This window comes from Shinella sumterensis (assembly GCF_004514425.2).
Classification (GTDB): Bacteria; Pseudomonadota; Alphaproteobacteria; order Rhizobiales; family Rhizobiaceae; genus Shinella; species Shinella sumterensis.
The window spans coordinates 181,767-203,468 of sequence record NZ_MYFN02000002.1 but is presented as its reverse complement, the minus strand read 5'-3'; the positions used below and the strand labels follow the sequence as shown (position 1 = coordinate 203,468).

Here is a 21,702-nt window from a genome sequence, read left to right as displayed (position 1 = left end):
ATCAGCTTATGACCATCAAGACCGTAACGACCGCGCCCTATACCGACCAGAAGCCCGGCACGTCCGGCCTGCGCAAGAAAGTGCCGGTCTTCCAGCAGCAGAACTACGCGGAGAACTTCATCCAGGCGATTTTCGATTCGCTGGAAGGCTTTGAAGGCGAGACGCTGGTGATCGGCGGCGATGGCCGCTACTACAACCGCGAGGTCATCCAGCTCGCCATCAAGATGGCGGCCGCCAACGGCTTCGGCCGCGTTCTCGTCGGGCGCGGCGGCATCTTGTCCACGCCGGCCGCCTCCAATGTCATCCGCAAGAACAGGGCGTTCGGCGGTATCGTGCTTTCCGCCAGCCACAATCCGGGCGGGCCGACCGAAGACTTCGGCATCAAGTACAATATCGGCAATGGCGGCCCTGCGCCGGAAAAGATCACCGACGCCATCTTCGCCCGCACCAAGACCATCGACAGCTACAAGATCGCCGATGTCGAGGACGTCAATCTCGACCTGGAAGGCACGCACGAAATCGCCGGGATGACCGTCAACGTCATTGATCCCGTCGCCGATTATGCCGAGCTGATGGAGCAGCTTTTCGACTTCGAGGCCATCAGCGACCTGCTCGCCGGCGGCTTCCGCATCGTCTTCGATGCCATGAGCGCCGTGACCGGCCCCTATGCCAAGGAAATCCTCGAAAACCGTCTTGGCGCCGCCAAGGGCTCGGTGCTGAACTTCATGCCGCTGCCGGATTTCGGTGGCCATCACCCCGATCCAAATCTCGTCCACGCGCGTGCGCTCTATGAAACGATGATGGCCGATGACGCGCCGGATTTCGGCGCCGCCTCCGACGGCGACGGCGACCGCAACCTCATCATTGGCCGGGGCATCTTCGTCACCCCCTCCGACAGCCTCGCCCTCCTGGCCGCCAACGCGCATCTGGCGCCCGGCTATGCGCAGGGCCTTGCCGGCATCGCCCGTTCGATGCCCACTTCGGGTGCGGCCGACCGCGTTGCCGAAAAGCTCGGCATCGGTCTCTACGAGACCCCGACCGGGTGGAAATTCTTCGGCAACCTGCTCGATGCCGGCCTTGCCACGATCTGCGGCGAGGAAAGCGCGGGCACCGGCTCCAACCATGTGCGCGAGAAGGATGGCCTCTGGGCCGTGCTGCTGTGGCTCAACATCCTGGCGGTTCGCAAGGAAAGCGTGCTCGACATCGTCAAGCAGCACTGGGCGAGCTTTGGCCGCAACTACTATTCACGCCATGACTATGAGGAGGTTGACAGCGAGGCTGCGAACGGCCTGATGGCCAACCTGCGCGACCAGCTCGCGACCCTGCCCGGCAAACGCTTCGGCGCGCTGACGGTCGAGACCGCCGACGACTTCGCCTATAACGACCCGGTCGATCAGTCCGTCAGCCGGAACCAGGGCATCCGCATCCTGTTCGAAGGCGGCTCGCGCGTCGTCTTCCGCCTCTCCGGCACAGGCACATCCGGCGCGACGCTGCGGGTCTACATCGAGCGCTACGAGCCGGATGCGGCCCGCCACGACATCGACACGCAGGAAGCACTGGCGGACCTTATCGCCGTCGCCGACGAGATTGCCTCCATCAAGGCACGCACCGGCCGCCAAGAACCCAGCGTGATCACGTAAGATGGCCCTCACCCCTCCTTCCTTCGCGCCGGGCGCCACGCTCTCCGGGGACGGAGTGGAGTTTTCGGTCTATTCCCGCGATGCCGCCCGCATCGATCTCTGCCTGTTCGACGGCAGCGACGACAAGGAACTCGCCCGCCTCGCCATGGGTCGGGACGAGAACGGCTTTCACCGCGTCTTCGTCGAGGGCGCGCAGGAAGGAACACGTTACGGCTTTCGCGCCGATGGCATCTACTCGCCCGACCATGGCCTGTGGTTCGATCCTGCCAAGCTGCTCGTCGATCCCTATGCAAAGGAGCTAGACCGCCGCTTTGTGCATGACGTTCGCCTGACACAGTTCGGCACCGAAACGGCCGATATCGTGCCGAAGGCCATCGTCACGTGCGACCGACCCGTCGAGGTGAAGCCACCGCTTTTCCGCCCCGGCGGGTTCATCTACGAGACCGCGGTGCGTGGCTTCACCATGCTCAATCCCGACGTGCCGGAGGCCATGCGCGGAACGGTCGGCGCGCTGGCTCATCCCTCGGTGCTCGCACACCTGAAGCGCCTCGGTGTCGATGCCGTCGAGCTCATGCCGATCACCGCCTGGATCGATGAGCGGCATCTGCCGCCGCTCGGCCTTTCGAACAGCTGGGGCTACAATCCGATCGCGCTGATGGCACTCGATCCGCGCCTGGTGCCCGGCGGAATGCAGGAGCTTGCCGATACGGTCGCCGCCCTCAGGGCCGAGAATATCGGCGTGATCCTCGACCTCGTCTTCAACCATTCCGGCGAAAGCGACCGCCACGGCACGACGCTCTCCATGCGCGGCCTCGACAATCTCACCTACTATCGCCACGTGCCGGATCGGCCGGGCGAGCTGATCAACGATACCGGCTGCGGCAATACCATTGCAGGCGAACATCCCGTGGTGCGCCAGCTGGTGCTCGACAGCCTGCGCCATTTCGTGCGTCAGGCCGGGGTCGACGGTTTCCGCTTCGATCTCGCAACCATTCTCGGCCGCGAGGCCGACGGCTTTTCCACCAATGCCGCCCTCTTGGCCGATATCTGCGCCGATCCACTGCTGAAAGACCGCGTGCTGATTGCCGAACCCTGGGATATCGGACCCGGCGGCTACCAGCTCGGCAACTTTCCCGCTCCCTTTCTCGAATGGAACGACCGCTATCGCGACGACACGCGGATGTTCTGGCGCGGTGACAGCTACAAGCTCGGCGCTTTCGTCACGGCGCTCGCGGGCTCCTCCGACATCTTCTCCCGCCATGGCGGGCATCGCACACGCAGCGTCAACTTCCTCGCCGCCCATGACGGTTTCACGCTCATGGACCTGGTTTCCTATACGCACAAGCACAACGAGGCGAACGGCGAGGACAATCGGGATGGTCACAGCGAAAACCATTCCTGGAACAACGGGGCCGAGGGCGCGTCGACGGACGGCGTGGTGCTTTCCGCCCGGCGCGCCGATGTAAAGGCCCTGCTCTCCAGCCTGTTCCTTTCGCGCGGCACGGTGATGCTGACGGCGGGCGACGAGGGCGGCCGGTCGCAGCAGGGCAATAACAACGCCTACTGCCAGGACAATGCAATGACCTGGCTCGACTGGAAGGGTCTGGACGAAGGCCTGATCGAGCATACCGCCATGCTATCGGCGATCCGCAAGCGCTTTCCGGCCCTCACGGAGACGACGTTTCTGAACGGAGACGGCGATGTTGAGTGGCTGACCGCTGCCGGCACACCGATGACAGTCGAGGACTGGGAGCAGCCCGGGGCGGCAACCTTCATGGCCCTTTTCAAGACGCCGGATGTGCAGCAACGGCGCACCGTCCGCCTCGCGGTTATCGTCAATCGCAGCCATGGCGAACAACCGCTCGCCTTCCCCTTGCCGGACGGCCGCGAATGGGTCAGCCTGCTTACCGTCGGCCATGCGCCCAACGTGATGGTGGGCGCGCGCACAGTCGAAATTCTTGTCGAAAACTACTGAAATTCATTGCCCGGCCAAAGCGCGTCTCTAGAACGAATCCCGATCGATCAATGGAAGGCCCTATGCCCGCAGATATTCATTTGAAAGATGTGCCCGCGCTCGTCGGAAGCGAACTCGGCGTTTCCCGCTGGTTCGTCGTCGACCAGACGATGATCGACCGTTTCGCCGACGCCACCGAGGATCACCAGTTCATTCACACGGATCCCGTGCGCGCGGCGGCCGAGACGCCGTTCGGCGGAACCATCGCGCACGGTTTTCTCACCCTGTCGCTGCTCTCGGCCATGAACTTCGATTGCGTGCCGCGCATCCTCGAGCAGACGATGGGCATCAATTACGGGTTCGACAAGGTCCGCTTCATCACGCCGGTGAAAAGCGGTGTGCGGGTGCGCGGCCGGTTCGTGCTCGACGAAGCGCGCTTCCGCGGCGCGGGCATGGTGACGATCCGTTATGATGTTTCCGTCGAGATCGAGGACGAGCGCAAGCCGGCGCTCACCGCCGACTGGATCACCATCATTCAGTTCGATCCGAAGGATCGGCCGGAGAACGTCTAAAAAATCCCGCCTCGAAAGCGGGATTTTTCATCAGAGACCGGCGTCTTCAGCGCCTTCCGAGAGAAGGCCGAAGGCATAGGGCGAAAACGAGCGCCAGCATTCGACGCGATAGTCTTCCTCTCCGGTGCGCAGCAGGACGATCTCGATCTTGCCGAGAACGGTGCGTGCCGCAGCGCCGACCGGGAAGGCCCCGTTATTCAGATCGAGCGGGCAGGCGCTGGCAATCGCCGCGCCCGCATCCGGGCCGGAAACGGTGATGCCCACATTGCGGTGAGAGACATCCGTCGCCGAATGCAGCGCCGAAACGCCAGCAGCAATGCCCATCAGGTCCGCGCCGGTCTCGTCGATCAGCAGCCATTCGTCCGGGCCGAGCCAGAGCGCGTGGCGACCACCGACCGAGGCGGAAGTCTTTGGACGCTGCGGCAGTTCGAGGCCGAAGGCCAGGGAGAGCGTACCGATGGCATCCGCGCCGGCGCGCAGCGAAAGACGGGTTGCGGGTGCGGCAGGCGTGACGCGTGCACCGGCGGAACCGCCATGGCTGCGGCCAAGCGGCGGCTTGCGAAGAGCTTGATCAGCCATTGAGGCGTCCTCCTTCCTTGTCGACAAAGACCATGTCGCTGACCTCGACCGCGATGGTACGGTCCGGCATCGGCACGTAGAGCGTCTGGCCCAGACGGGCCTGACCGCCGGCTACCAGCGCCAAGGCGATCGACCGGCCGCAATTCTCCGACCAGTAGGACGACGTGACATGGCCAAGCATGGTCATGGGCTTGGGCTGGTTCGGATCGGCGACGATCTGCGCCCCCTCCTCCAGCACCACGTTCGGGTCCTTCGTCAGGAGGCCGACCAGCTGCTTGCGGCCTTCCTTGACGAGATCCGGCCGCTTGAGGCCGCGGATGCCGACGAAGTCCGTCTTCTTCTTGGAGACGGCCCAGCTGAGGCTGGCGTCGTGCGGCGTGACCGTGCCGTCCGTATCCTGGCCGACGATGATGTAACCCTTCTCGGCGCGCAGCACGTGCATGGTCTCGGTGCCGTAGGCGCAGGCGCCGAGCGGCTCCGCCCGTGCCCAGATGGCCTCCCAGACGGCCTGGCCGTAATCCGCGGGAACGTTGACTTCATAGCCCGCTTCACCGGTGAACGACATGCGGAAGAGCCGGGTCGGCACGCCGCAGATCTGACCTTCGCGCACGCTCATATGCGGGAAGGCCTCGTTCGAGATGTCGATGCCTTCGACCAGCGGCTCCAGGATTTCGCGCGCCTTCGGGCCCTGCACGGCGATGACCGCCCACTGTTCGGTGGTCGACGTCAGCCACACCTTGAGATGCGGGAATTCCGTCTGGAGATAGTCTTCCATGTGGTGCATGACGCGCGGCGCGCCGCCCGTCGTGGTGGTGACGTGGAAGCGATCCTGCGACAGGCGGCCGACGACACCGTCGTCATAGACGAAGCCGTCTTCGCGCAGCATGATGCCATAGCGGCAACGACCGGGCTTCAGCGTGTCCCAGGCATTGGTGTACATGAGGTTCATGAACACTTCGGCATCCGGACCGACGACCTCGATCTTGCCGAGCGTGGAGGCGTCGAAGAGACCGGCGACATTACGCACCGTGCGGCACTCGCGGTTGACCGCATCGTGCATCGTCTCGCCCGAACGCGGATAGTACCAGGCGCGCTTCCAGTTGCCGACGTCCTCAAAGACGGCGCCATGCGCTTCTTCCCAGGCATGCATGGGCGTCTTGCGGGCCGGGTCGAAAAGCGCGCCACGCGAATGGCTGATCAGCGCACCGAAGGTGACGGGCGTGTAGGGCGCGCGGAAGGTCGTGAGGCCAATCTTCGGAATCTCGCGGTTCAGCACTTCAGAAGCGATGGCGAGGCCATGGATATTGGACAGCTTGCCCTGGTCCGTCGCCATGCCGTTGGTGGTGAAGCGCTTGATGTGCTCGATCGAGTGCATGCCTTCGCGCACGGCAAGGCGGATATCCTTGGCACAAACGTCGTTCTGGAAGTCGACGAAGGCCTTGACCGTGGTGTCGGCACCTGCGCCTTCGCCAGCACCTGCCATGCCGCCGGTCCATTCGAAGGCGCTTTCGCCACGAAGCTCGACCTTGACGCCATTTTCGTTGCCGGTGGCACGTGCCATCAGCTCGCCGGCAGCCAGCGATTCCTCGATGGTCGCCTGAAGCCCGTCCGTGCCGTTGCACGAACCGACCGACAGGCAATCCTGCGCATAGGTACCCGGCAGGAAGCGGCCCGAAGCGGCGTCATAGGCCACCTTGCCGCGCGACTGCGAGAAGAGATGCACGGAGGGCGTCCAGCCGGCCGACATCAAAAGCGCGTCGATGGGGATCCAGCGCGCCGAGCCGCCGCCGTTGCGGGCGACCGACATGGCGGAGACACGCAGCTTGCCCTTGGTGTCGACGACGGAATGACCGGTCAGAACCTCGATGCCGAGCTTTCGGGCTTCAGCCAGGACGGCCTCGCCGGGCTTCTCGCGGTTATCAACGATGGCGGCGATGGTGACGCCCGCCCGCTTCAGGTCGAAGGCGGCCTCATAGGCAGAATCGCTTGCCGTATAGACGCCGACCTTGCGGCCGACGGCGACGCCGAAATGGTTGAGATAGGTGCGCGCGGCCGAGGCGAGCATGATGCCCGGACGGTCGTTGTTGGCGAACACCATGTGGCGCTCGATCGAACCGGTCGCGAGAATGACGCGCTTGGCGCGGACCTGCCAAAGACGCTCGCGCGGCAGCTTCTTGTCCGGCTTGGGGAGATGATCGGTGACGCGTTCGACGAGGCCGACGAAATTGTGGTTGTAGTAGCCGAAGGCCGTCGTGCGGGTGAGAACGGTGACGTTCTCCATCGCCTTCAGCTTGGCAGCCGTCGCCTGCGCCCAGTCGTAACCGTTCTGGCCGTCGATCTTGACGGAGGTGTCGAAGTGCAGCGCACCGCCGACTTCCGGCTGCTCGTCGACGAGGATCACGCGGGCGCCCGCTTCAGCGGCGGCAAGCGCGGCGGAAAGGCCCGCGACGCCGGCACCGGCAACCAGCACGTCGCAATGCGCGTAGCGGTTGGCATAATGGTCCGGATCGTCTTCCGTCGGCGACACGCCGAGGCCGGCGGCCTTGCGGATGAAAGGCTCGTAGACCTTCTCCCAGGCGGCCTTCGGCCACATGAAGGTCTTGTAGTAGAAGCCGGCAGCGAAGAACGGCGACAGCAGGTTGTTCACGCCGCCGATATCGAAGGCGAGCGAAGGCCAGCGGTTCTGCGATTCCACCTTCATGCCGTCGAAGACTTCCTGCACCGGCGCGCGGACATTCGGCTGGCGGCGCGCGGCATCGCGGGAAACGTCGATCAGGGCATTGGGTTCTTCCGGACCGGCCGAAAGAATGCCGCGCGGACGATGGTACTTGAACGAACGGCCAACCAGATGCACGCCGTTGGCGAGCAGCGCGGAGGCAACGGTATCGCCCTCAAGCGCGTGATAGGTCTTTCCGTCGAAGGTGAAACGCGCTGTCTTGGCGGGCGTCAGGCGGCCCTGACCGGCAATGCGATTGGCGCCGCTCATTTCGCGGTTCCTTCCGTGGCTTCATAGGTTTCGACGGTTTTCTCGGTGGCGGGAGAAACACCGGGAATGACGGGCTTCGGCTCACCGGCCTTGTAGGTCAGGTAGAACTTGTCGCTGACGGTATCGCGCGCCGCGTTGAAGAAGCGGCCGCAGCCATGGATGTGGCGCCAGCGCTCGAAGATCAGGCCCTTCGGATTGTCGCGCAGGAAAAAATATTCCTCGAACGCCTCGTCCGTGACGTCGGCGATATTGGTCGGGCGCGCGATATGCGCATCGCCACCGTGGCGGAATTCGAGCTCGGAGCGCTCTTCCTCGCAATAGGGGCAGTAGATGAGAAGCATCGGGTTTCTCCTGTCCCGCGCCGGCAGGCCTCAAGCCGCCGGACGCGCGGGTGAATAACGGGGTATCAGTGCGCGACGGCCGCGGCCGCTGCCTCGTCGATGAGGCGGCCGGTGCGGAAGCGGTCGAGCGTCAGGCCGGCGGCCAGCTTGTGCGGCTCGCCCTTCGCGATGAGATGCGCGAAGAGGTGAGCGGAACCGGGCGTGGCCTTGAAGCCGCCGGTGCCCCAGCCGCAGTTGACGAAGAGGTTCTTCACCGGTGTCACGCCCTGAATCGCGGAACGATCAGGCGTGTTGTCGGTGATGCCGCCCCACTGGCGCATCATCTTCACGCGGCGGAACATCGGGAAGAGTTCGCAGATGGCGTCCAGCGTATGCGTGATGATCTGCAGGCCGCCCGTCTGGGAGTACGAATTGTACTGGTCCGTACCGGCGCCGATGACGAGCTCGCCTTTGTCCGACTGCGAGATATAGGCATGCACTGAGTTGGACATGACCACGCAGGGGAAGATCGGCTTCATCGGCTCGGAAACGAGCGCCTGCAGCGGCACGGAGTGCAGCGGCAGCTTGACGTCGGCCATCGACAGGATGACCGAGTTGTGGCCGGACGCCGAAACCGCGATCTTCTTGGCGCCGATGAAGCCCTTCGAGGTCTCCACGCCCGTCACGGCGCCGTCAGGCCCGCGGCGGATGCCCTTCACTTCGCAGTTCTGGATGACATGCACGCCGCGATCCGATGCCGCACGGGCATAACCCCAGGCGACCGCGTCGTGGCGGGCCGTGCCGCCGCGGCGCTGGAGGGCAGCACCGTTGATCGGATACCGGGCGGATGCCGAGATATCGAGAACCGGAACGAAGTCCTTCGCCTGCTGGGGGGTCAGCCATTCGTTGTCGATGCCATAAAGGCGATTGGCGTGGATATGGCGGCTGAAGGACTGCTTGTCGTGCACGTTGTGCGACAGCATCATCACGCCACGCGGCGAGTACATGACGTTGTAGTTGAGGTCCTGGCTCAGCCCTTCCCAGAGCTTGAGCGAGTGCTCGTAGATGTCCATGCTCTCGTCATAGAGATAGTTCGAGCGGATGATGGTCGTGTTGCGGCCGGTATTGCCGCCGCCGAGCCAACCCTTTTCGATGACGGCGACATTGGTGATGCCGTGCTCCTTGGCGAGATAATAGGCTGCGCCCAGGCCATGGCCGCCGCCGCCGACGATGATCACGTCGTATTCCTTGCGCGGCTCGGGGGAGGTCCACTGCGCCTCCCACCCCTTGTGGCCGCGCATCGCCTCCCGGGCGACGGCGAAAACCGAATATTTGCGCATCCCGTATCCTCAATATCTCGCCGGTCGCGCCGGCTGTTTCCTGCCCCGATAAAAAGCAAATCCTGGCGTTTCGCGCCGTATCCTTTGCGACGCATTCAGGCGCACCTTGTACCACATGCGACATGACCGGCATCCGCGCTTTGCTGGGGATTTATGCCGGGCCCATGCAAATATCCTTAACACGCGCGCCGACAGGCTGGACTTTCCCGCAGCGATCTGATATCCGACCCGCCAATTGCCGGCCCGTTGGGCTGAGCGAACGTCATCCATTTGCCTCGCGACCAGTCCTCGCCTGGCTTACAACAACCAAAGGAACGGGATTCTCGTGCAGGTACTTGTCCGCGACAACAACGTTGATCAGGCTCTCCGCGCTCTCAAGAAGAAGATGCAGCGCGAAGGCATTTTCCGTGAAATGAAGATGCGCGACTATTACGAAAAGCCGTCTGAGAAGCGTGCACGCGAGAAGGCTGAAGCCGTCCGTCGCGTTCGCAAGCTCGCTCGCAAGCGTGCACAGCGCGAAGGCCTCGTCAGCGCACGTCCGGGCGCCCGTTAATCGGCCGTCTTTTAGACGTTTTCGGATGCAAGACCGGGCGGGGGCGAACATATCGCCGCCGCCTTTTTTGACGTGAACGGATGTTTTTTCACCCTTATGAAAGACGTTCCGTGCAATTTCGGGCGCACCCGCTACAATCACCCGCCGGAATTGCTGACAAAGCCGTAGCGGTTTCCTTGCGCATGAGGCGTGAGAGAAGCTTACTTTGAGGACTCGCACTTGAATATGGCTGCATCTACCGGGTTTCTGAACAATCGCTTTCCCGCCGCCGACATGCGTCGCTCCCTGATGGCCGCGGTTGCCGCGACATCGCTCGCCGTTCTTCTGGCCGGCTGCCAGTCGACGACCTCGACGGATGTCCTCAAGGTCGAACGCGCCCAGGGTTCGCAGCAGAACATCGCGTCGCTTTCGGCCGTGATCGCCGCCAATCCGCAGGATCCCGAAGGCTACAACGTGCGCGGTTCGGCCTATGGCCGCGCCGGCGAAAACCGCCGCGCGCTGGACGATTTCAACCGTGCGATCGAACTCAATCCGCGCTTCTACCAGGCCTATGCGAACCGCGCGCTTGTGCAGCGCAGCCTGGGCGATCAGGCGCAGGCGGTGTCCGACTACAACACCGCGCTGCAGATCAACCCGCGTTATGACGTGGCCTATATCGGTCGCGGCAATCTCTACCGTCAGGCCGGACGCCTGGACGATGCGTTCCGCGATTTCAACCGCGCCATCGAACTCGATACGACCGATCCCCGTGCCTACCACAATCGCGGCCTGATCTATCAGGCACGCCGCCAGCATCCCAAGGCAATCGAGGATTTCTCGAAGGCCATCTCGCTGTCGCCGAACTCGGCCGAACCCTATAACGGCCGCGGCATTTCCTATGCGGCGCAGGGTGACGACGACAACGCGTTCTCGGACTTCAACACGGCCATCAACCTGGATGGCAAGCTGGCCGAGTCCTGGGCCAACCAGGCGCTGATCTACGAGCGCCGCGGCGAAATGGCCAAGGCTTCCCGCTCCTACTCCCAGGCGCTGCGTCTCGACCCGAACTACAAGCCGGCCAAGGATGGCCTCGCCCGCACGCGCGGCGCCGGCAACAAGCCCCAGCCCACCTGACAGGCCGCTTGCGCTTTCCCAAACAAAAAGCCCGCGATCGTCTCGCGGGCTTTTTCATTTCAGACCGGCGTGGACCGTCTAGTGGTTCATCGCCTTGACGATATCGTCCGTCATCTTCTTGGCGTCGCCCAGCAGCATCATGGTGCCGTCCTTGTAGAACAGCGTATTGTCGATGCCGGCGTAACCGGAGCCGAGCGAGCGCTTGACGAAGAGGCAGGTCTTGGCCTTGTCGACGTCGAGGATCGGCATGCCGTAGATCGGCGATGACTTGTCGTCGCGCGCGGCCGGGTTCGTCACGTCGTTGGCACCGATGACATAGGCGACGTCGGCCTGTGCGAATTCCGAGTTGATGTCCTCGAGTTCGAACACTTCGTCATAGGGCACATTCGCCTCGGCAAGCAGCACGTTCATATGGCCGGGCATGCGGCCGGCCACCGGATGGATCGCGTATTTGACTTCCACGCCGTTCTTCTTCAGCGCGTCGGCCAGTTCGCGAACCGCATGCTGCGCCTGCGCCACCGCCATGCCGTAGCCCGGCACGATGATGACTTTGGAGGCATTCGCCATCAGGAAGGCCGCGTCGTCGGCCGAGCCCTGCTTGACCGTGCGCTGCACGCCATCGTCGGTCGCCGCCGCACCGCTGTCGCCACCGAAGCCACCGAGGATGACCGAGATGAATGAGCGATTCATGCCCTTGCACATGATGTAGGACAGGATCGCACCCGAGGAGCCGACCAACGCACCCGTGATGATGAGCGCGAGGTTGCCGAGCGTGAAGCCGATGCCGGCTGCCGCCCAACCCGAATAGGAGTTGAGCATGGACACGACGACCGGCATGTCCGCGCCGCCGATCGGAACGATCAGGAGCACGCCGAGCGCCAGGGCAAGAATGACGATCAACCAGAAATCGAAGTGGCTTTCCGACAAGGTGAGCCCGACGATGAAGAAGACGATCGCGGCCAAGAGCACGATGTTGATCACATGCCGGTAAGGCAGCATGATCGGCTTGCCGGACATGCGCCCGTCGAGCTTCAGGAAGGCGATGATCGAGCCGGTGAAGGTAATCGCGCCGATGGCCGCACCAAGCGCCATTTCGACGAGCGCCTGACCGTGGATCTCACCGATCTGGCCGATGCCGAAGGACACCGGCGAGTAAAGTGCGGCAGCAGCCACCAGCACGGCGGCAAGGCCGACGAGCGAGTGGAAACCGGCGACGAGCTGCGGCATCGAGGTCATGGCGATGGAGCGCGCGATATAGGCGCCGGCACCGCCGCCGATGGCAATGCCGAGCACGATGAGCACGAGACCGCCGAAGGACGGCGTTGCCAGAAGCAGCGTCGTGCCGATGGCGATACCCATGCCGATCATGCCGAGCATGTTGCCGCGGCGGCTGGTCGTGGGATGCGACAGGCCGCGCAGAGCCATGATGAAGAGCACCCCGGAGACGAGGTAGAGGAAGGCTGCGAAGTTTGCGTTCATCGGGCCGCCCTCACTTCTCTTTTTTCTTGTACATCGCCAGCATGCGCTGGGTGACGAGGAAGCCGCCGAAAATGTTGACGGAGGCGAGGATGAGCGCGACGAAGCCGAAGCCCGTCGCCACACCCGAGAGCGAGATGCCGACGGCCAGGAGCGCGCCGACCACGATGACCGACGAGATCGCGTTGGTGACGGCCATCAGCGGCGTGTGCAGCGCCGGCGTGACCGACCACACCACGTAGTAGCCGACGAAGATCGACAGCACGAAGATCGCCAGGCGGAAGACGAAGGGATCGATCGCGCCGCCGGAAACGCCGTGGGCCGCAGCTGCAGCCGCATCCGGCACATATTCGGATGCCGCGCGAACAGCTTCGACAGCACGTTCGAGATCGGTGATTGCCTTGTCGAGAAGTTCGTTCGCCATCACTTGCCCTCCCCTTGCTGAACGGAGCCGCCGAAGTTCGGATGCACAACGGCGCCGCCGTTGGTCAGCATCGTCGCCTTGACGAGTTCATCCTCGACATTGACCGAAACCGATTTCGTTTCCTTGTCGACCATGGTCTCCAGGAACGTCAGCAGGTTCTTGGCGTAGAGCGCGGAAGCGGAGGCCGCGATGCGGCCCGGCACGTTGAGATAGCCGATGACCTTGACGCCCTCGACCTCGACGATCCTGCCGGGCTCGGCGCCTTCCACATTGCCGCCGCGTTCGACGGCGAGGTCCACCGCAACGGAGCCGTTGCGCATGGCGGCGAGCATCTGGCGGGTCACGAGGCGCGGCGCCGGGCGACCCGGAATGAGCGCCGTCGTGATGACGATGTCCTGCTTGGCGATATGGTCCGCCAACAAAGCGGCCTGCTTCGCCTGGTACTCTTTCGACATCTCTTTCGCATAGCCGCCGGCGGTTTCGGCAGCCTTGAACTCATCGTCCTCGACGGCGATGAACTTGGCGCCGAGCGAAGCGACCTGCTCCTTGGCGGCCGGACGCACGTCCGTCGCGGAAACGGCGGCACCGAGGCGGCGGGCGGTGGCGATGGCCTGAAGCCCTGCCACGCCGGCACCCATCACGAAGACCTTGGCGGCCGGCACCGTGCCGGCTGCGGTCATCATCATCGGCATGGCGCGGTCGAATTCATGGGCCGCATCGATGACGGCCTGATAGCCGGCAAGGTTGGCCTGCGAGGACAGGATGTCCATCGACTGGGCGCGCGTGATGCGCGGCATCAGTTCCATGGCGAAGGTGGTGAGGCCGGCGTTCGCCATCTCGGCGATGGCGACTTCGTTGCCGTAGGGATCCATCGTGGCGATGACGATGGCGCCGGGCTTGTAGGTGGCGGCTTCCCCTGATGTGGGCCGGCGCACCTTCAGAACGACATCGGCGGACCTGGCCTCTTCGGCCCCGACGATGCGCGCGCCGACAGCTTCATAGTCGGCATCGAGAATTCGGGATTTAAGCCCCGCTCCGGCCTCGACGAGCACGTCCAGCCCGAGGCCTCTCATTCTCTTGACGGTTTCCACGGAAGCCGCGACACGACCTTCTGCCGTATCACTTTCACGCGCTACAAAAACACACTGACTCAAACCGTGGTCCTCCCCCCGAGACTGGCCGTGTAGAATCGCGGCGCCGGATGGCGCCGGAACAAGCTGCGGAATGCAGATGTCTGGATTAACGAAGCAGGAAGAAACCGGCGACGTTGAGAATGATGAAAAGCAGGAAGGCGCTGAAGAAGCCGGCGCTGGTGAAGAAACCGGCAGCCATGGCGATCAACAGGGCGACGCAGATCAGCGTGCCGTACTTGGCGCCTGCAATGAAGAGATTGTAGGTCTTCTCGTGCTCGGGATAATCCATCGGAGCGCCCATTTCGATCGGTCCGGTATGATGTTCAGCCATAGTCACCTTCTCCTAAGCAGCCACGCTCGCCAGCCGGAAATCCCCCATCCGATGAGCGCTTACATCCGTCGGGCCTGCGTAGCGACCCGGCTCTTCCCCAAGCGCCAGAAGCGCACGTTGTTCAGGCCATACACAATGGATCGCCAAAGCGCAACGGCAAGGGTGACTTAGCCTTGGCCACTTTCTCCTTCCGGAAACGATGCAGGCCGGTTTCGGGTGAAACCAGCCTGCACTGCGACATAAGGGCGCAAGGCTCATCCAGCGTAAGCGCCGCCCGATAGCTGTATCCGGCGATGGCTGTCGGCAAGGCGCGCCGTCGGCCGTACGGTCAGCGGGCTGAACGGCATATCGTCGCCGCGGGCAAAGAGCATGCGCCGCTCGAAAGGCTCGGACTGGAAGAACGGGAAACGGGCATAGAGCGAGGACCGCACGTCCTTGCAGCGCGTCGCCATCAGCATCAGGTCGATGATGAACTTGCCCTGGTTGCTTTTCGGCGATGCCACGAAGTCGCCGTCGAACACCCGCTTGTAGAAGGCTGCATGCGCCGGCTTCACCATCTGGAGAACGCGATCGGCATCGAAATAGTCGGCCGCCATCGTCGCAAGACGCAAGGTCAGATACGGGATGGCCGGCATCTCGCTCCAGATTTCGGGATCGGCCGCCAGACGCACCGGGTCGATCAGCGTCAGGCCCGCATCGAGAAACGCCTTGGTCTCGTCCGGGAACACCTTGCCCGACGAGGTCACGCGGTGATCGGGCGTGACGTGGTGCAGACGAACCGTCGAAATCAGGCGCTCTTCGTAATAGATGCCGAAGACATAGGCATGACTGTCGAAGTCGACTTCATCGATGAGAAGCGGCGTCTCCTCGCCCAGATGCATCACGCTGCCGGCCTTGTAGGCCTTGTAGCGGATGCGGGCGATATCCTCCATGTCCTCGCTCGTCTCGACGCGGCGGTACTCCACCCCGTCAAGCAGCCCCAGCAGTTTCTCAGAAAAGCGATTGGCCACCGTTCCAACGCTCGCCATAGCCCAACACCCCCGAATACACACCGGCGATACGACATCCCCGGACTGATAATCAGCGATATAAGACAATTTGTGTAAAATACCATTCATTAACCTTAATATATGGTTAACGCTAAATTTGCATAAACTGATGCAAGCGGCGGGTTTTCAAGTGAACGGGGGATGGATCAGGCGACGCGGCGGCCGCGGCGGCGCGCTTCACCCGGCTTGCGGGCGAGGCTTTCATAGCGGTCGCGAAGGGCATCAGGCGACATCGGCGCCGCAAAGACATAGCCCTGCACCAGATCGGCGCAGTGATACTTGTTGATAAGCGCGAGCTGTTCCTGCGTCTCGACACCTTCGATGACGATGCGCAAGCCGAGTTCCCGCGACAGGTTGACCGTGCCGCGCAGAAGCTTGAAACGGCGCGCGTCCTCGCCGATGTTGCGCACGAAGGAGCGGTCGATCTTGATGACATCGAGCGGAAGCTGATCGAGATAGCTGAGGCTCGAATAGCCCGTGCCGAAATCGTCGATGGCGATGGTGATGTCGCGGGCGCGCAGTTCCTGCAGGATGGCCTGCACCTTGACCGGCTCTTCCATCAGGCAGCTTTCGGTCACCTCCAGATGCAGACGGTGCGGCGCAAGCCCGGCCGCCTCCAATGCTTCCGTCACAACGCCGATGATCGACGTTCCACGCAGGTCCTGAACGGAGAGATTGACGGAGACGCTCATATGCGGCGGCCACGTCGCGCAATCGGCGCAGGCGCGGTTGATCATGAAGCGGGTGATCTCGGAGACGATGCCCATCTCCTCGGCAATCTGGATGAAGACATTCGGCGCAACGGCGCCGCGTTCGGGATGCGTCCAGCGCGCAAGCGCCTCGCAGCATTCGATACTCGTGCCATCAGGGACGAACATCGGTTGGTAAGCGACGGACAACGCATCGGCGGCCAAGGCTTCGCGCAGGTCTTCCTTGAGCTTCTGGCGATCCACGTAGCGGGCGTCCATCTCTTCTTCGAAGACGGTGACGCTGCCCTTGGCTCGGGACTTCGTCTCGAACAGCGCGAGGTCGGCGCGGATCTGCATTTCATCCAGCCGGAACTCGTCGCTCGGCACCATCACGCATCCCGCACTGAACGAGACGAGGAAGGTCATGCCGTCGAACTCATAGGTGCCGCGCAGCTGCTCATGGAAGCGGCGCATGCGTGCCTCCAAGTCGCGACGATTGGCTTCGTTCGGGAAGAACAGGATGAATTCATCACCCATCAGATGGCTGACGACGATCTTGTCCGTCGCAAGCCGACGCAGCCGCTCGCTGATCGCGCAGAGGAGGCGGTCGCCCGTAATGTGTCCCTTCATGTCGTTGACATGTTTGAAATCGTCGACGTCGAGCACCATGAAGCCCACCATGCCGGGCTTCTTGCGCTCCGTAAGCGCATCCTGAACGAGATCGGAGAAGTAGGCGCGGTTGGGAAGCCCGGTCAGGCTGTCGTAACGCACCATGTGGAGAATCTTGTTTTCCGCCCGCACACGCGCTGTGACATCCTCGAAAATGAGCACGGCGCCGCCGTTTTCCCGGCGCGCCGCGGTGAACTCGAGATACAGTCCCTCCCTGACCTGCAAGAGAGCACGCGAGCGGTCACCGCTCAGAAGCTCCTGGAGCTGGCGCAGGATCGCCTTGCTCTGCTCCAGGTTCAGGAACGTGTTGCGCACGCCGTAGCGCAGGACGAGATCGAGATGGCAATCCTTCAGCCGGTCCTGGCTGCCGAGATGCAAGAGCTCGCAGGCACGCCGGTTGGCCACCAGAATGCGATGGTCCGCGTCCAGCATGAACAGGCCGTGCGGCATGTTGTTCAGCGCCGTGTCGAAACGGTCGGCGATCGTTGCGAGGTCGCGCGCCGCAAGCACGTTCTCGTACAGGAACGTGCGGACGCCGTTGGCCATGGAACGCGTGGTCATCGCGAAGGGCAGGACAAGCGTGGCGAGAACCGCGTGATAAAAATCCTGTAAAGCCAGGAAGCCGGCGGCGATTGGCAGGCAGGCCGCGAGAACCATGTAGTTGACGGTCCTCGGCGAGCCATAGTTTCGACCGACGACCGACACCATGGTGCCGAAGGTCACGGAGATACAGGCGATCTCCGCAAAGGCATCGCGGCTGACGACCAGGCTGTAGCAACAGGCCGTGCCCAGCGCGAATGTGGTGCCGACCGCGCCCAGATTGTACCAGTTCTCCCAATAGCGGATGCCCGCCATGTCGAGCGCGGTTTTGTCAGCGCGGTCGAACCGGCGCATACCATGCGCGCGCAGCGACCAGATGAGCACGACGAACGCGCTCCACAGCAGGAAAAAGGGATCGGAGGTCTTGGCGAATACGAAGGCGAACGTGATGACATGCGAAATCATGCCCACGAAAAGGGTCTGACGGTTTCCGTACAGCGAGCTGACGAACGACAGGTATACATCAGCCGGCAGTGTGTTTTGACCCTTATCCGTCATGGACTCGGCACTCCCTATGGCATGCGAGGGTTACCGGCCAAAATTTAATGAATGATTTCGGGAGATTACCCAACAACGGGGGACTCACCCGGCAATTTTCGCGCGCACCCCCAACCCAGGAAGAACAGTTTCAACCAAATATTGCAAAATAAAGGCGGAAAGTAAAGATACTCAACCCTCCATAGGCTGATTGCGCAACTATAGGGATGAGGATACGCGAAAGTATTTATCCAAAAAGCGTATGAATAACTGCTGGGTACAACCTAAATTCACAAATGTTTGGTTAACAATTATTTTCGAATCCACCCGCGGAAAATAGTGGTCCCACGGATGATGGGCACCGGTGAGGAACGGCGGCCGTCGTCATTTCGCCTGAAAAGAGGAATTGACTGAAACAGGATTTGATATCAAATCCTGTTTTGGTATTTCTTTCCCTGGAGCCCAGCATGTCGAAACCCGTCGTCGCCATTCCCGCCGATATCAGGGAGATCGAAGGCAACGTCTGGCAGGCAACCCCGAACCAGTATGTGCGCGCCGCCGTGAAAGGCGCCGATGTCACCGTCTTTCTCGTGCCGGCGCTTGATGCGGACAACGACTTCGACGGCATCCTCGACCGGGTGGATGGGCTTCTCGTCAGCGGCTCGCGCACGAATGTGCATCCTTCGCTTTACGGCAAGGAGGCAACCGAAGCGGAAGGCCCCTATGACCGCGCCCGCGACGCGACCAGCCTGCCGCTCATCAAGCGCGCGCTGGAGCGCGGCATTCCGTTGCTTGCCATCTGCCGCGGCATTCAGGAGCTCAACGTCGTGCTCGGCGGGACGCTTGCCAACGAGATTCAGGAACAGCCCGGCATATGGGACCACCGCAAGCCCGACACGCCCGAACTCGACGTCGCCTATGGCATCCGCCAGAAGGTGATCGTCAAGGAAGGCAGCTGCCTTGCGGGCGTCGTCGGCGCCGGGGAAATCCAGGTCAATTCGCTGCACCGCCAGGCCATTTCGGACATGGCGCCGCGCCTGGCCGTCGAAGCGGTCGCGGAAGACGGCACGATCGAAGCGGTCTCCGTCATCGGCGCGAAGGCATTTGCGGTCGGCGTACAGTGGCACCCGGAATATTGGGTCGGTTCCGATCAGCCTTCCAACAAGCTGTTTGCCGCCTTTGGCGAGGCCGTGCGCGATTACGCTGCGACAAGGCACGGCATTGCGCATAGGACGGCGGCCGAATAGGTCGCTCAGTCCGCCCCGATGAAGGTGACCATGGCATCGGCCGGTTCGACGGCCTCATAAGCCAGACCATCGCCATCGACGACTGTGAGAAGCGGCTCGCCGCGCGCATCCAGCACATCGACGGTGCCGTCGCCGTTCTGCGTCCATGTCCGCGCACCGGCAAGGCCGGGCCATACGGCATCGCAATCCGGACCGGCGGTAAAGCGCGTACTGCGCCCCGAGATCGCCGCACCGCGTTCGGCAAGGCAGGCGGTCTTCGCGACGGCGTTGGTGATCGTGTAGCTGTGACCGGCCGACGGGCTGGGAATGGAACCCGACACCATCGGATCCACGTCCGGAGCCCGGTCACGGGCGGCCCAGAGCCCCAGGGAGACGACAGCGGCCAGAGCGGCGATTGTGAGCGTCTTCATGGAAATCTCCTTCGCGCGATTCGACACGAAAAGCATGCGCTCGCAAGCTTGCCGAATGGTTAACGAAGACTTTCCGGATGCTGGCCTGATTTGCGGGTAAAGGGCGTTTCCGGCACCGGCGTCACGGCCTGGCCGCGCTCGAACCAGGCGAAGAGATTGTCGGCAACGAGGTCGGCCATCGCGTCGCGCGTCGCAACCGAGGCGGACGCGACATGCGGCAGAAGCGAGACGTTCGGCAGATCGAGCAGGCCGTCAGGAACGTTCGGCTCGTCATAGAACACGTCGAGCCCGGCGGCGGCGATAACGCCGTTCTTCAGCGCAGCGATAAGCGCCGGCTCATCGACGGTCCAGCCGCGTCCGACATTGATCAGCACCCCGTTGCCACCCAGCGCCTGGAGGACATCAGCATCGATCGTCCGATGCGTTTCCGGCGTCTTGGGCACGATCGCTATCAGGATATCGACCGCCTGCGCCAGGGCCATCAGCGAAGGATGGTATGTATAGGGCACGCCTTCGCGCGGCCGGCGGGTGTGGTAGGCGATGTCGACGCCGAAACCTTCGAGTCGCCGTGCGATCGCCAGGCCGATGCGCCCCAACCCATAGATGCCGGCCTTGCGACCGCGAAGGCTGAGCGGCGAGAGCGGAAAGGCGCCATCGCGCTGCCAGCGCCCTTCGCGCAGCCACGCCTCGGCCTGCGGGAAACGGCGTACGGTGTTGAGCAGAAGCCCGATCGCCGTATCGGCAACCTCGTCGTTCAAGACGTCAGGCGTATTGGTCACGACGACGCCGCGCTCAGTAGCCGCCGACACGTCCACGCCATCATAGCCGACGCCGAAACTCGCGATGATCTCAAGCGCCGGCAGATGCGCGATCATCGACGCGTCGAACCGCCCGGAAACCGCCACCCCGGACACCGAAGCGGCTTCGGACCGCGCCACCAGCGACGGATCCGCGTTGTCGATGCGCACGATGTCGAAAGCCTCCTTCAGGCGATCGACGACACGTTCACGGATGATGCCCGGAATAAGGATGCGCGGCTTGCCCATGGACGTCGACCTCTCAACCTTCCGGATGCGGCTTCAGCGGTCCGGTGGACTGGCGAATGCGCATTTCCGGCTTGATGAGATGGATGCCGTCAGGCTCGTGGCTGCCGGACAGCTTGTCGAGGAGCGCACGCGCGGCGTTGCGTCCCACTTCCGACTGGCCGTTCCAGACCGTGGTGAGCGCGGGCGTGGCGATTGCCGCCTCCTCCAGGTCGTCATAGCCGGTGACGGAGACGTCGCGACCGGGCACGAGGCCGGCGCGCGCGATGCCGTTCATCAGGCCGATGGCGACGAGATCGTTCCAGCAGACGGCCGCCGTCGGCTTCTGCGGCAGCGACAGGAAATGCACCGCCGCCTCGAAACCGCCCTGCTTGGTGCGTGGCCCCGGAATGCGCAGGCTGGGATCGACCTCGATATTGGCCTTGCGCAAGGCGTTCACGTAACCCTGGTAGCGATCGCGGCCGGTGGAGGTCTGGTCCGTGCCACCCACCATTGCGATGGTGCGATGACCAAGGCCGATCAGATGATTGGTGGCAAGCGAGATTCCATAGCTGTCGTCACCGCGGAAGATCGGCACGTCCAGCCCCTCGATGGAGCGCGCGATCAGGATCGCCGGCATGCCGTTGTCCTCGGCAAGCCGGATATCCTCCGGCGGCGTGCCGATCGCCGGCGACATGATGACACCGTCACCGCCGAGTTGAAGCAGCGTCTCGACGAAGTTGCGCTGTTTTTCGACCGAATCGTAGTGGTTGGAGAGGATGAAGGTCTGCCGGTCCCGGTCCAGCTCGCTTTCGATGGCCTTCAGGATTTCCGCGTAGAACGGGTTCATGATGTCATGCACCACGACCCCGATGATGCCGGAGCGCGACGTGCGCAGGCTCGCTGCGCGACGGTTGTAGATATAGCCGAGCGCGCGGGCCTGCTCCTTGATCCGGTCGCGCGTCGACGCCGCCACCAGCGGGCTGTCCCTCAGCGCAAGCGACACCGTCGCCGTGGAAACGCCGAGCGTCTCCGCGATGGTGGAAAGCTTGATTTTCTGTGCCACGACCCCTCCCCGGCGACCGCGCCATCCTGCGCGTTTAAAACCGTTTATTTAA

General features: G+C 63.1%; 19 protein-coding genes. 6 read left to right on the top strand and 13 right to left on the bottom strand.

The window, feature by feature from the left end; translation table 11 throughout:
* Positions 1–8 precede the first annotated feature (8 nt).
* From B5M41_RS04780 to B5M41_RS04770, 3 genes are all read left to right on the top strand, one after another.
* Entirely contained in the window at positions 9–1,640 is a 1,632-nt protein-coding gene (locus B5M41_RS04780) for an alpha-D-glucose phosphate-specific phosphoglucomutase (RefSeq protein ID WP_134645935.1), read from the top strand.
* A 1-nt stretch (position 1,641) separates the two neighbouring features.
* The gene (gene glgX / locus B5M41_RS04775; RefSeq protein WP_134645937.1) at positions 1,642–3,615 is read left to right on the top strand and encodes a glycogen debranching protein GlgX; all 1,974 of its coding nucleotides are present in this window, start codon (positions 1,642–1,644) and stop codon (positions 3,613–3,615) included.
* A 62-nt stretch (positions 3,616–3,677) separates the two neighbouring features.
* Positions 3,678–4,166, top strand: a complete 489-nt coding sequence (locus B5M41_RS04770; RefSeq protein ID WP_134645939.1) for a MaoC family dehydratase — start codon at positions 3,678–3,680, stop codon at positions 4,164–4,166.
* Positions 4,167–4,196: 30 nt separating this feature from the next.
* Here the strand turns inward: B5M41_RS04770 and B5M41_RS04765 are convergent, their stop codons facing one another.
* The 4 genes from B5M41_RS04765 to B5M41_RS04750 all read right to left on the bottom strand — a co-directional run bounded on the left by B5M41_RS04765 (position 4,197) and on the right by B5M41_RS04750 (position 9,391).
* The gene (locus B5M41_RS04765) at positions 4,197–4,745 is read right to left on the bottom strand and encodes a sarcosine oxidase subunit gamma (RefSeq protein WP_134645941.1); all 549 of its coding nucleotides are present in this window, start codon (positions 4,743–4,745) and stop codon (positions 4,197–4,199) included.
* A complete protein-coding gene (locus B5M41_RS04760) occupies positions 4,738–7,731 on the bottom strand; it encodes a sarcosine oxidase subunit alpha (protein ID WP_134645943.1) in 2,994 nt (997 codons plus the stop codon). The genes B5M41_RS04765 and B5M41_RS04760 overlap by 8 nt, the downstream gene beginning before the upstream one ends.
* Positions 7,728–8,072, bottom strand: coding sequence for a sarcosine oxidase subunit delta (locus B5M41_RS04755; RefSeq protein ID WP_134645945.1), 345 nt, complete (start codon positions 8,070–8,072; stop codon positions 7,728–7,730). Before B5M41_RS04755 ends, B5M41_RS04760 begins: the two co-directional genes overlap by 4 nt.
* 65 nt (positions 8,073–8,137) lie before the next feature.
* Positions 8,138–9,391 (bottom strand): sarcosine oxidase subunit beta family protein, encoded by a 1,254-nt coding sequence (locus tag B5M41_RS04750; protein ID WP_134645947.1) that lies wholly within the window; start codon positions 9,389–9,391, stop codon positions 8,138–8,140.
* A gap of 325 nt (positions 9,392–9,716) precedes the next feature.
* Between B5M41_RS04750 and rpsU the strand changes: the two genes are divergently transcribed.
* Positions 9,717–9,944, top strand: a complete 228-nt coding sequence (rpsU, locus tag B5M41_RS04745; RefSeq protein WP_134645949.1) for a 30S ribosomal protein S21 — start codon at positions 9,717–9,719, stop codon at positions 9,942–9,944.
* A gap of 273 nt (positions 9,945–10,217) precedes the next feature.
* Positions 10,218–11,057 (top strand): tetratricopeptide repeat protein, encoded by an 840-nt coding sequence (locus B5M41_RS04740; RefSeq protein WP_230640011.1) that lies wholly within the window; start codon positions 10,218–10,220, stop codon positions 11,055–11,057.
* Between the two features lie 78 nt (positions 11,058–11,135).
* Here B5M41_RS04740 and B5M41_RS04735 read toward each other — a convergent pair whose 3' ends face one another.
* From B5M41_RS04735 to B5M41_RS04710, 6 genes are all read right to left on the bottom strand, one after another.
* Positions 11,136–12,536, bottom strand: coding sequence for an NAD(P)(+) transhydrogenase (Re/Si-specific) subunit beta (locus B5M41_RS04735; RefSeq protein ID WP_134645953.1), 1,401 nt, complete (start codon positions 12,534–12,536; stop codon positions 11,136–11,138).
* Positions 12,537–12,546: 10 nt separating this feature from the next.
* Positions 12,547–12,957 (bottom strand): NAD(P) transhydrogenase subunit alpha part 2, encoded by a 411-nt coding sequence (locus B5M41_RS04730; RefSeq protein ID WP_023515780.1) that lies wholly within the window; start codon positions 12,955–12,957, stop codon positions 12,547–12,549.
* Positions 12,957–14,111, bottom strand: coding sequence for a Re/Si-specific NAD(P)(+) transhydrogenase subunit alpha (locus B5M41_RS04725; RefSeq protein WP_134645955.1), 1,155 nt, complete (start codon positions 14,109–14,111; stop codon positions 12,957–12,959). The genes B5M41_RS04730 and B5M41_RS04725 overlap by 1 nt, the downstream gene beginning before the upstream one ends.
* Before the next feature lie 85 nt (positions 14,112–14,196).
* The gene (locus B5M41_RS04720; protein WP_134645957.1) at positions 14,197–14,421 is read right to left on the bottom strand and encodes an aa3-type cytochrome c oxidase subunit IV; all 225 of its coding nucleotides are present in this window, start codon (positions 14,419–14,421) and stop codon (positions 14,197–14,199) included.
* A gap of 254 nt (positions 14,422–14,675) precedes the next feature.
* On the bottom strand, positions 14,676–15,449 hold the full coding sequence (locus B5M41_RS04715) for an N-acyl amino acid synthase FeeM domain-containing protein (RefSeq protein ID WP_134645959.1): 774 nt from the start codon (positions 15,447–15,449) through the stop codon (positions 14,676–14,678).
* A gap of 167 nt (positions 15,450–15,616) precedes the next feature.
* On the bottom strand, positions 15,617–17,926 hold the full coding sequence (locus tag B5M41_RS04710) for a putative bifunctional diguanylate cyclase/phosphodiesterase (protein ID WP_134645961.1): 2,310 nt from the start codon (positions 17,924–17,926) through the stop codon (positions 15,617–15,619).
* A 446-nt stretch (positions 17,927–18,372) separates the two neighbouring features.
* On the opposite strand from B5M41_RS04710, the gene B5M41_RS04705 reads away from it, so the two are divergent.
* Positions 18,373–19,152 (top strand): gamma-glutamyl-gamma-aminobutyrate hydrolase family protein, encoded by a 780-nt coding sequence (locus tag B5M41_RS04705; protein ID WP_134645963.1) that lies wholly within the window; start codon positions 18,373–18,375, stop codon positions 19,150–19,152.
* A gap of 5 nt (positions 19,153–19,157) precedes the next feature.
* Here B5M41_RS04705 and B5M41_RS04700 read toward each other — a convergent pair whose 3' ends face one another.
* From B5M41_RS04700 to B5M41_RS04690, 3 genes are read right to left on the bottom strand one after another with little or no spacing between them, the layout of a single operon-like run.
* Positions 19,158–19,562, bottom strand: a complete 405-nt coding sequence (locus B5M41_RS04700) for a hypothetical protein (RefSeq protein WP_134645965.1) — start codon at positions 19,560–19,562, stop codon at positions 19,158–19,160.
* Positions 19,563–19,621: 59 nt separating this feature from the next.
* Complete coding sequence (locus B5M41_RS04695) at positions 19,622–20,608, bottom strand: 2-hydroxyacid dehydrogenase (protein WP_134645967.1); 987 nt, start codon at positions 20,606–20,608, stop codon at positions 19,622–19,624.
* A 13-nt stretch (positions 20,609–20,621) separates the two neighbouring features.
* On the bottom strand, positions 20,622–21,650 hold the full coding sequence (locus B5M41_RS04690) for a LacI family DNA-binding transcriptional regulator (protein ID WP_134645969.1): 1,029 nt from the start codon (positions 21,648–21,650) through the stop codon (positions 20,622–20,624).
* Between the last annotated feature and the right edge of the window lie 52 nt (positions 21,651–21,702).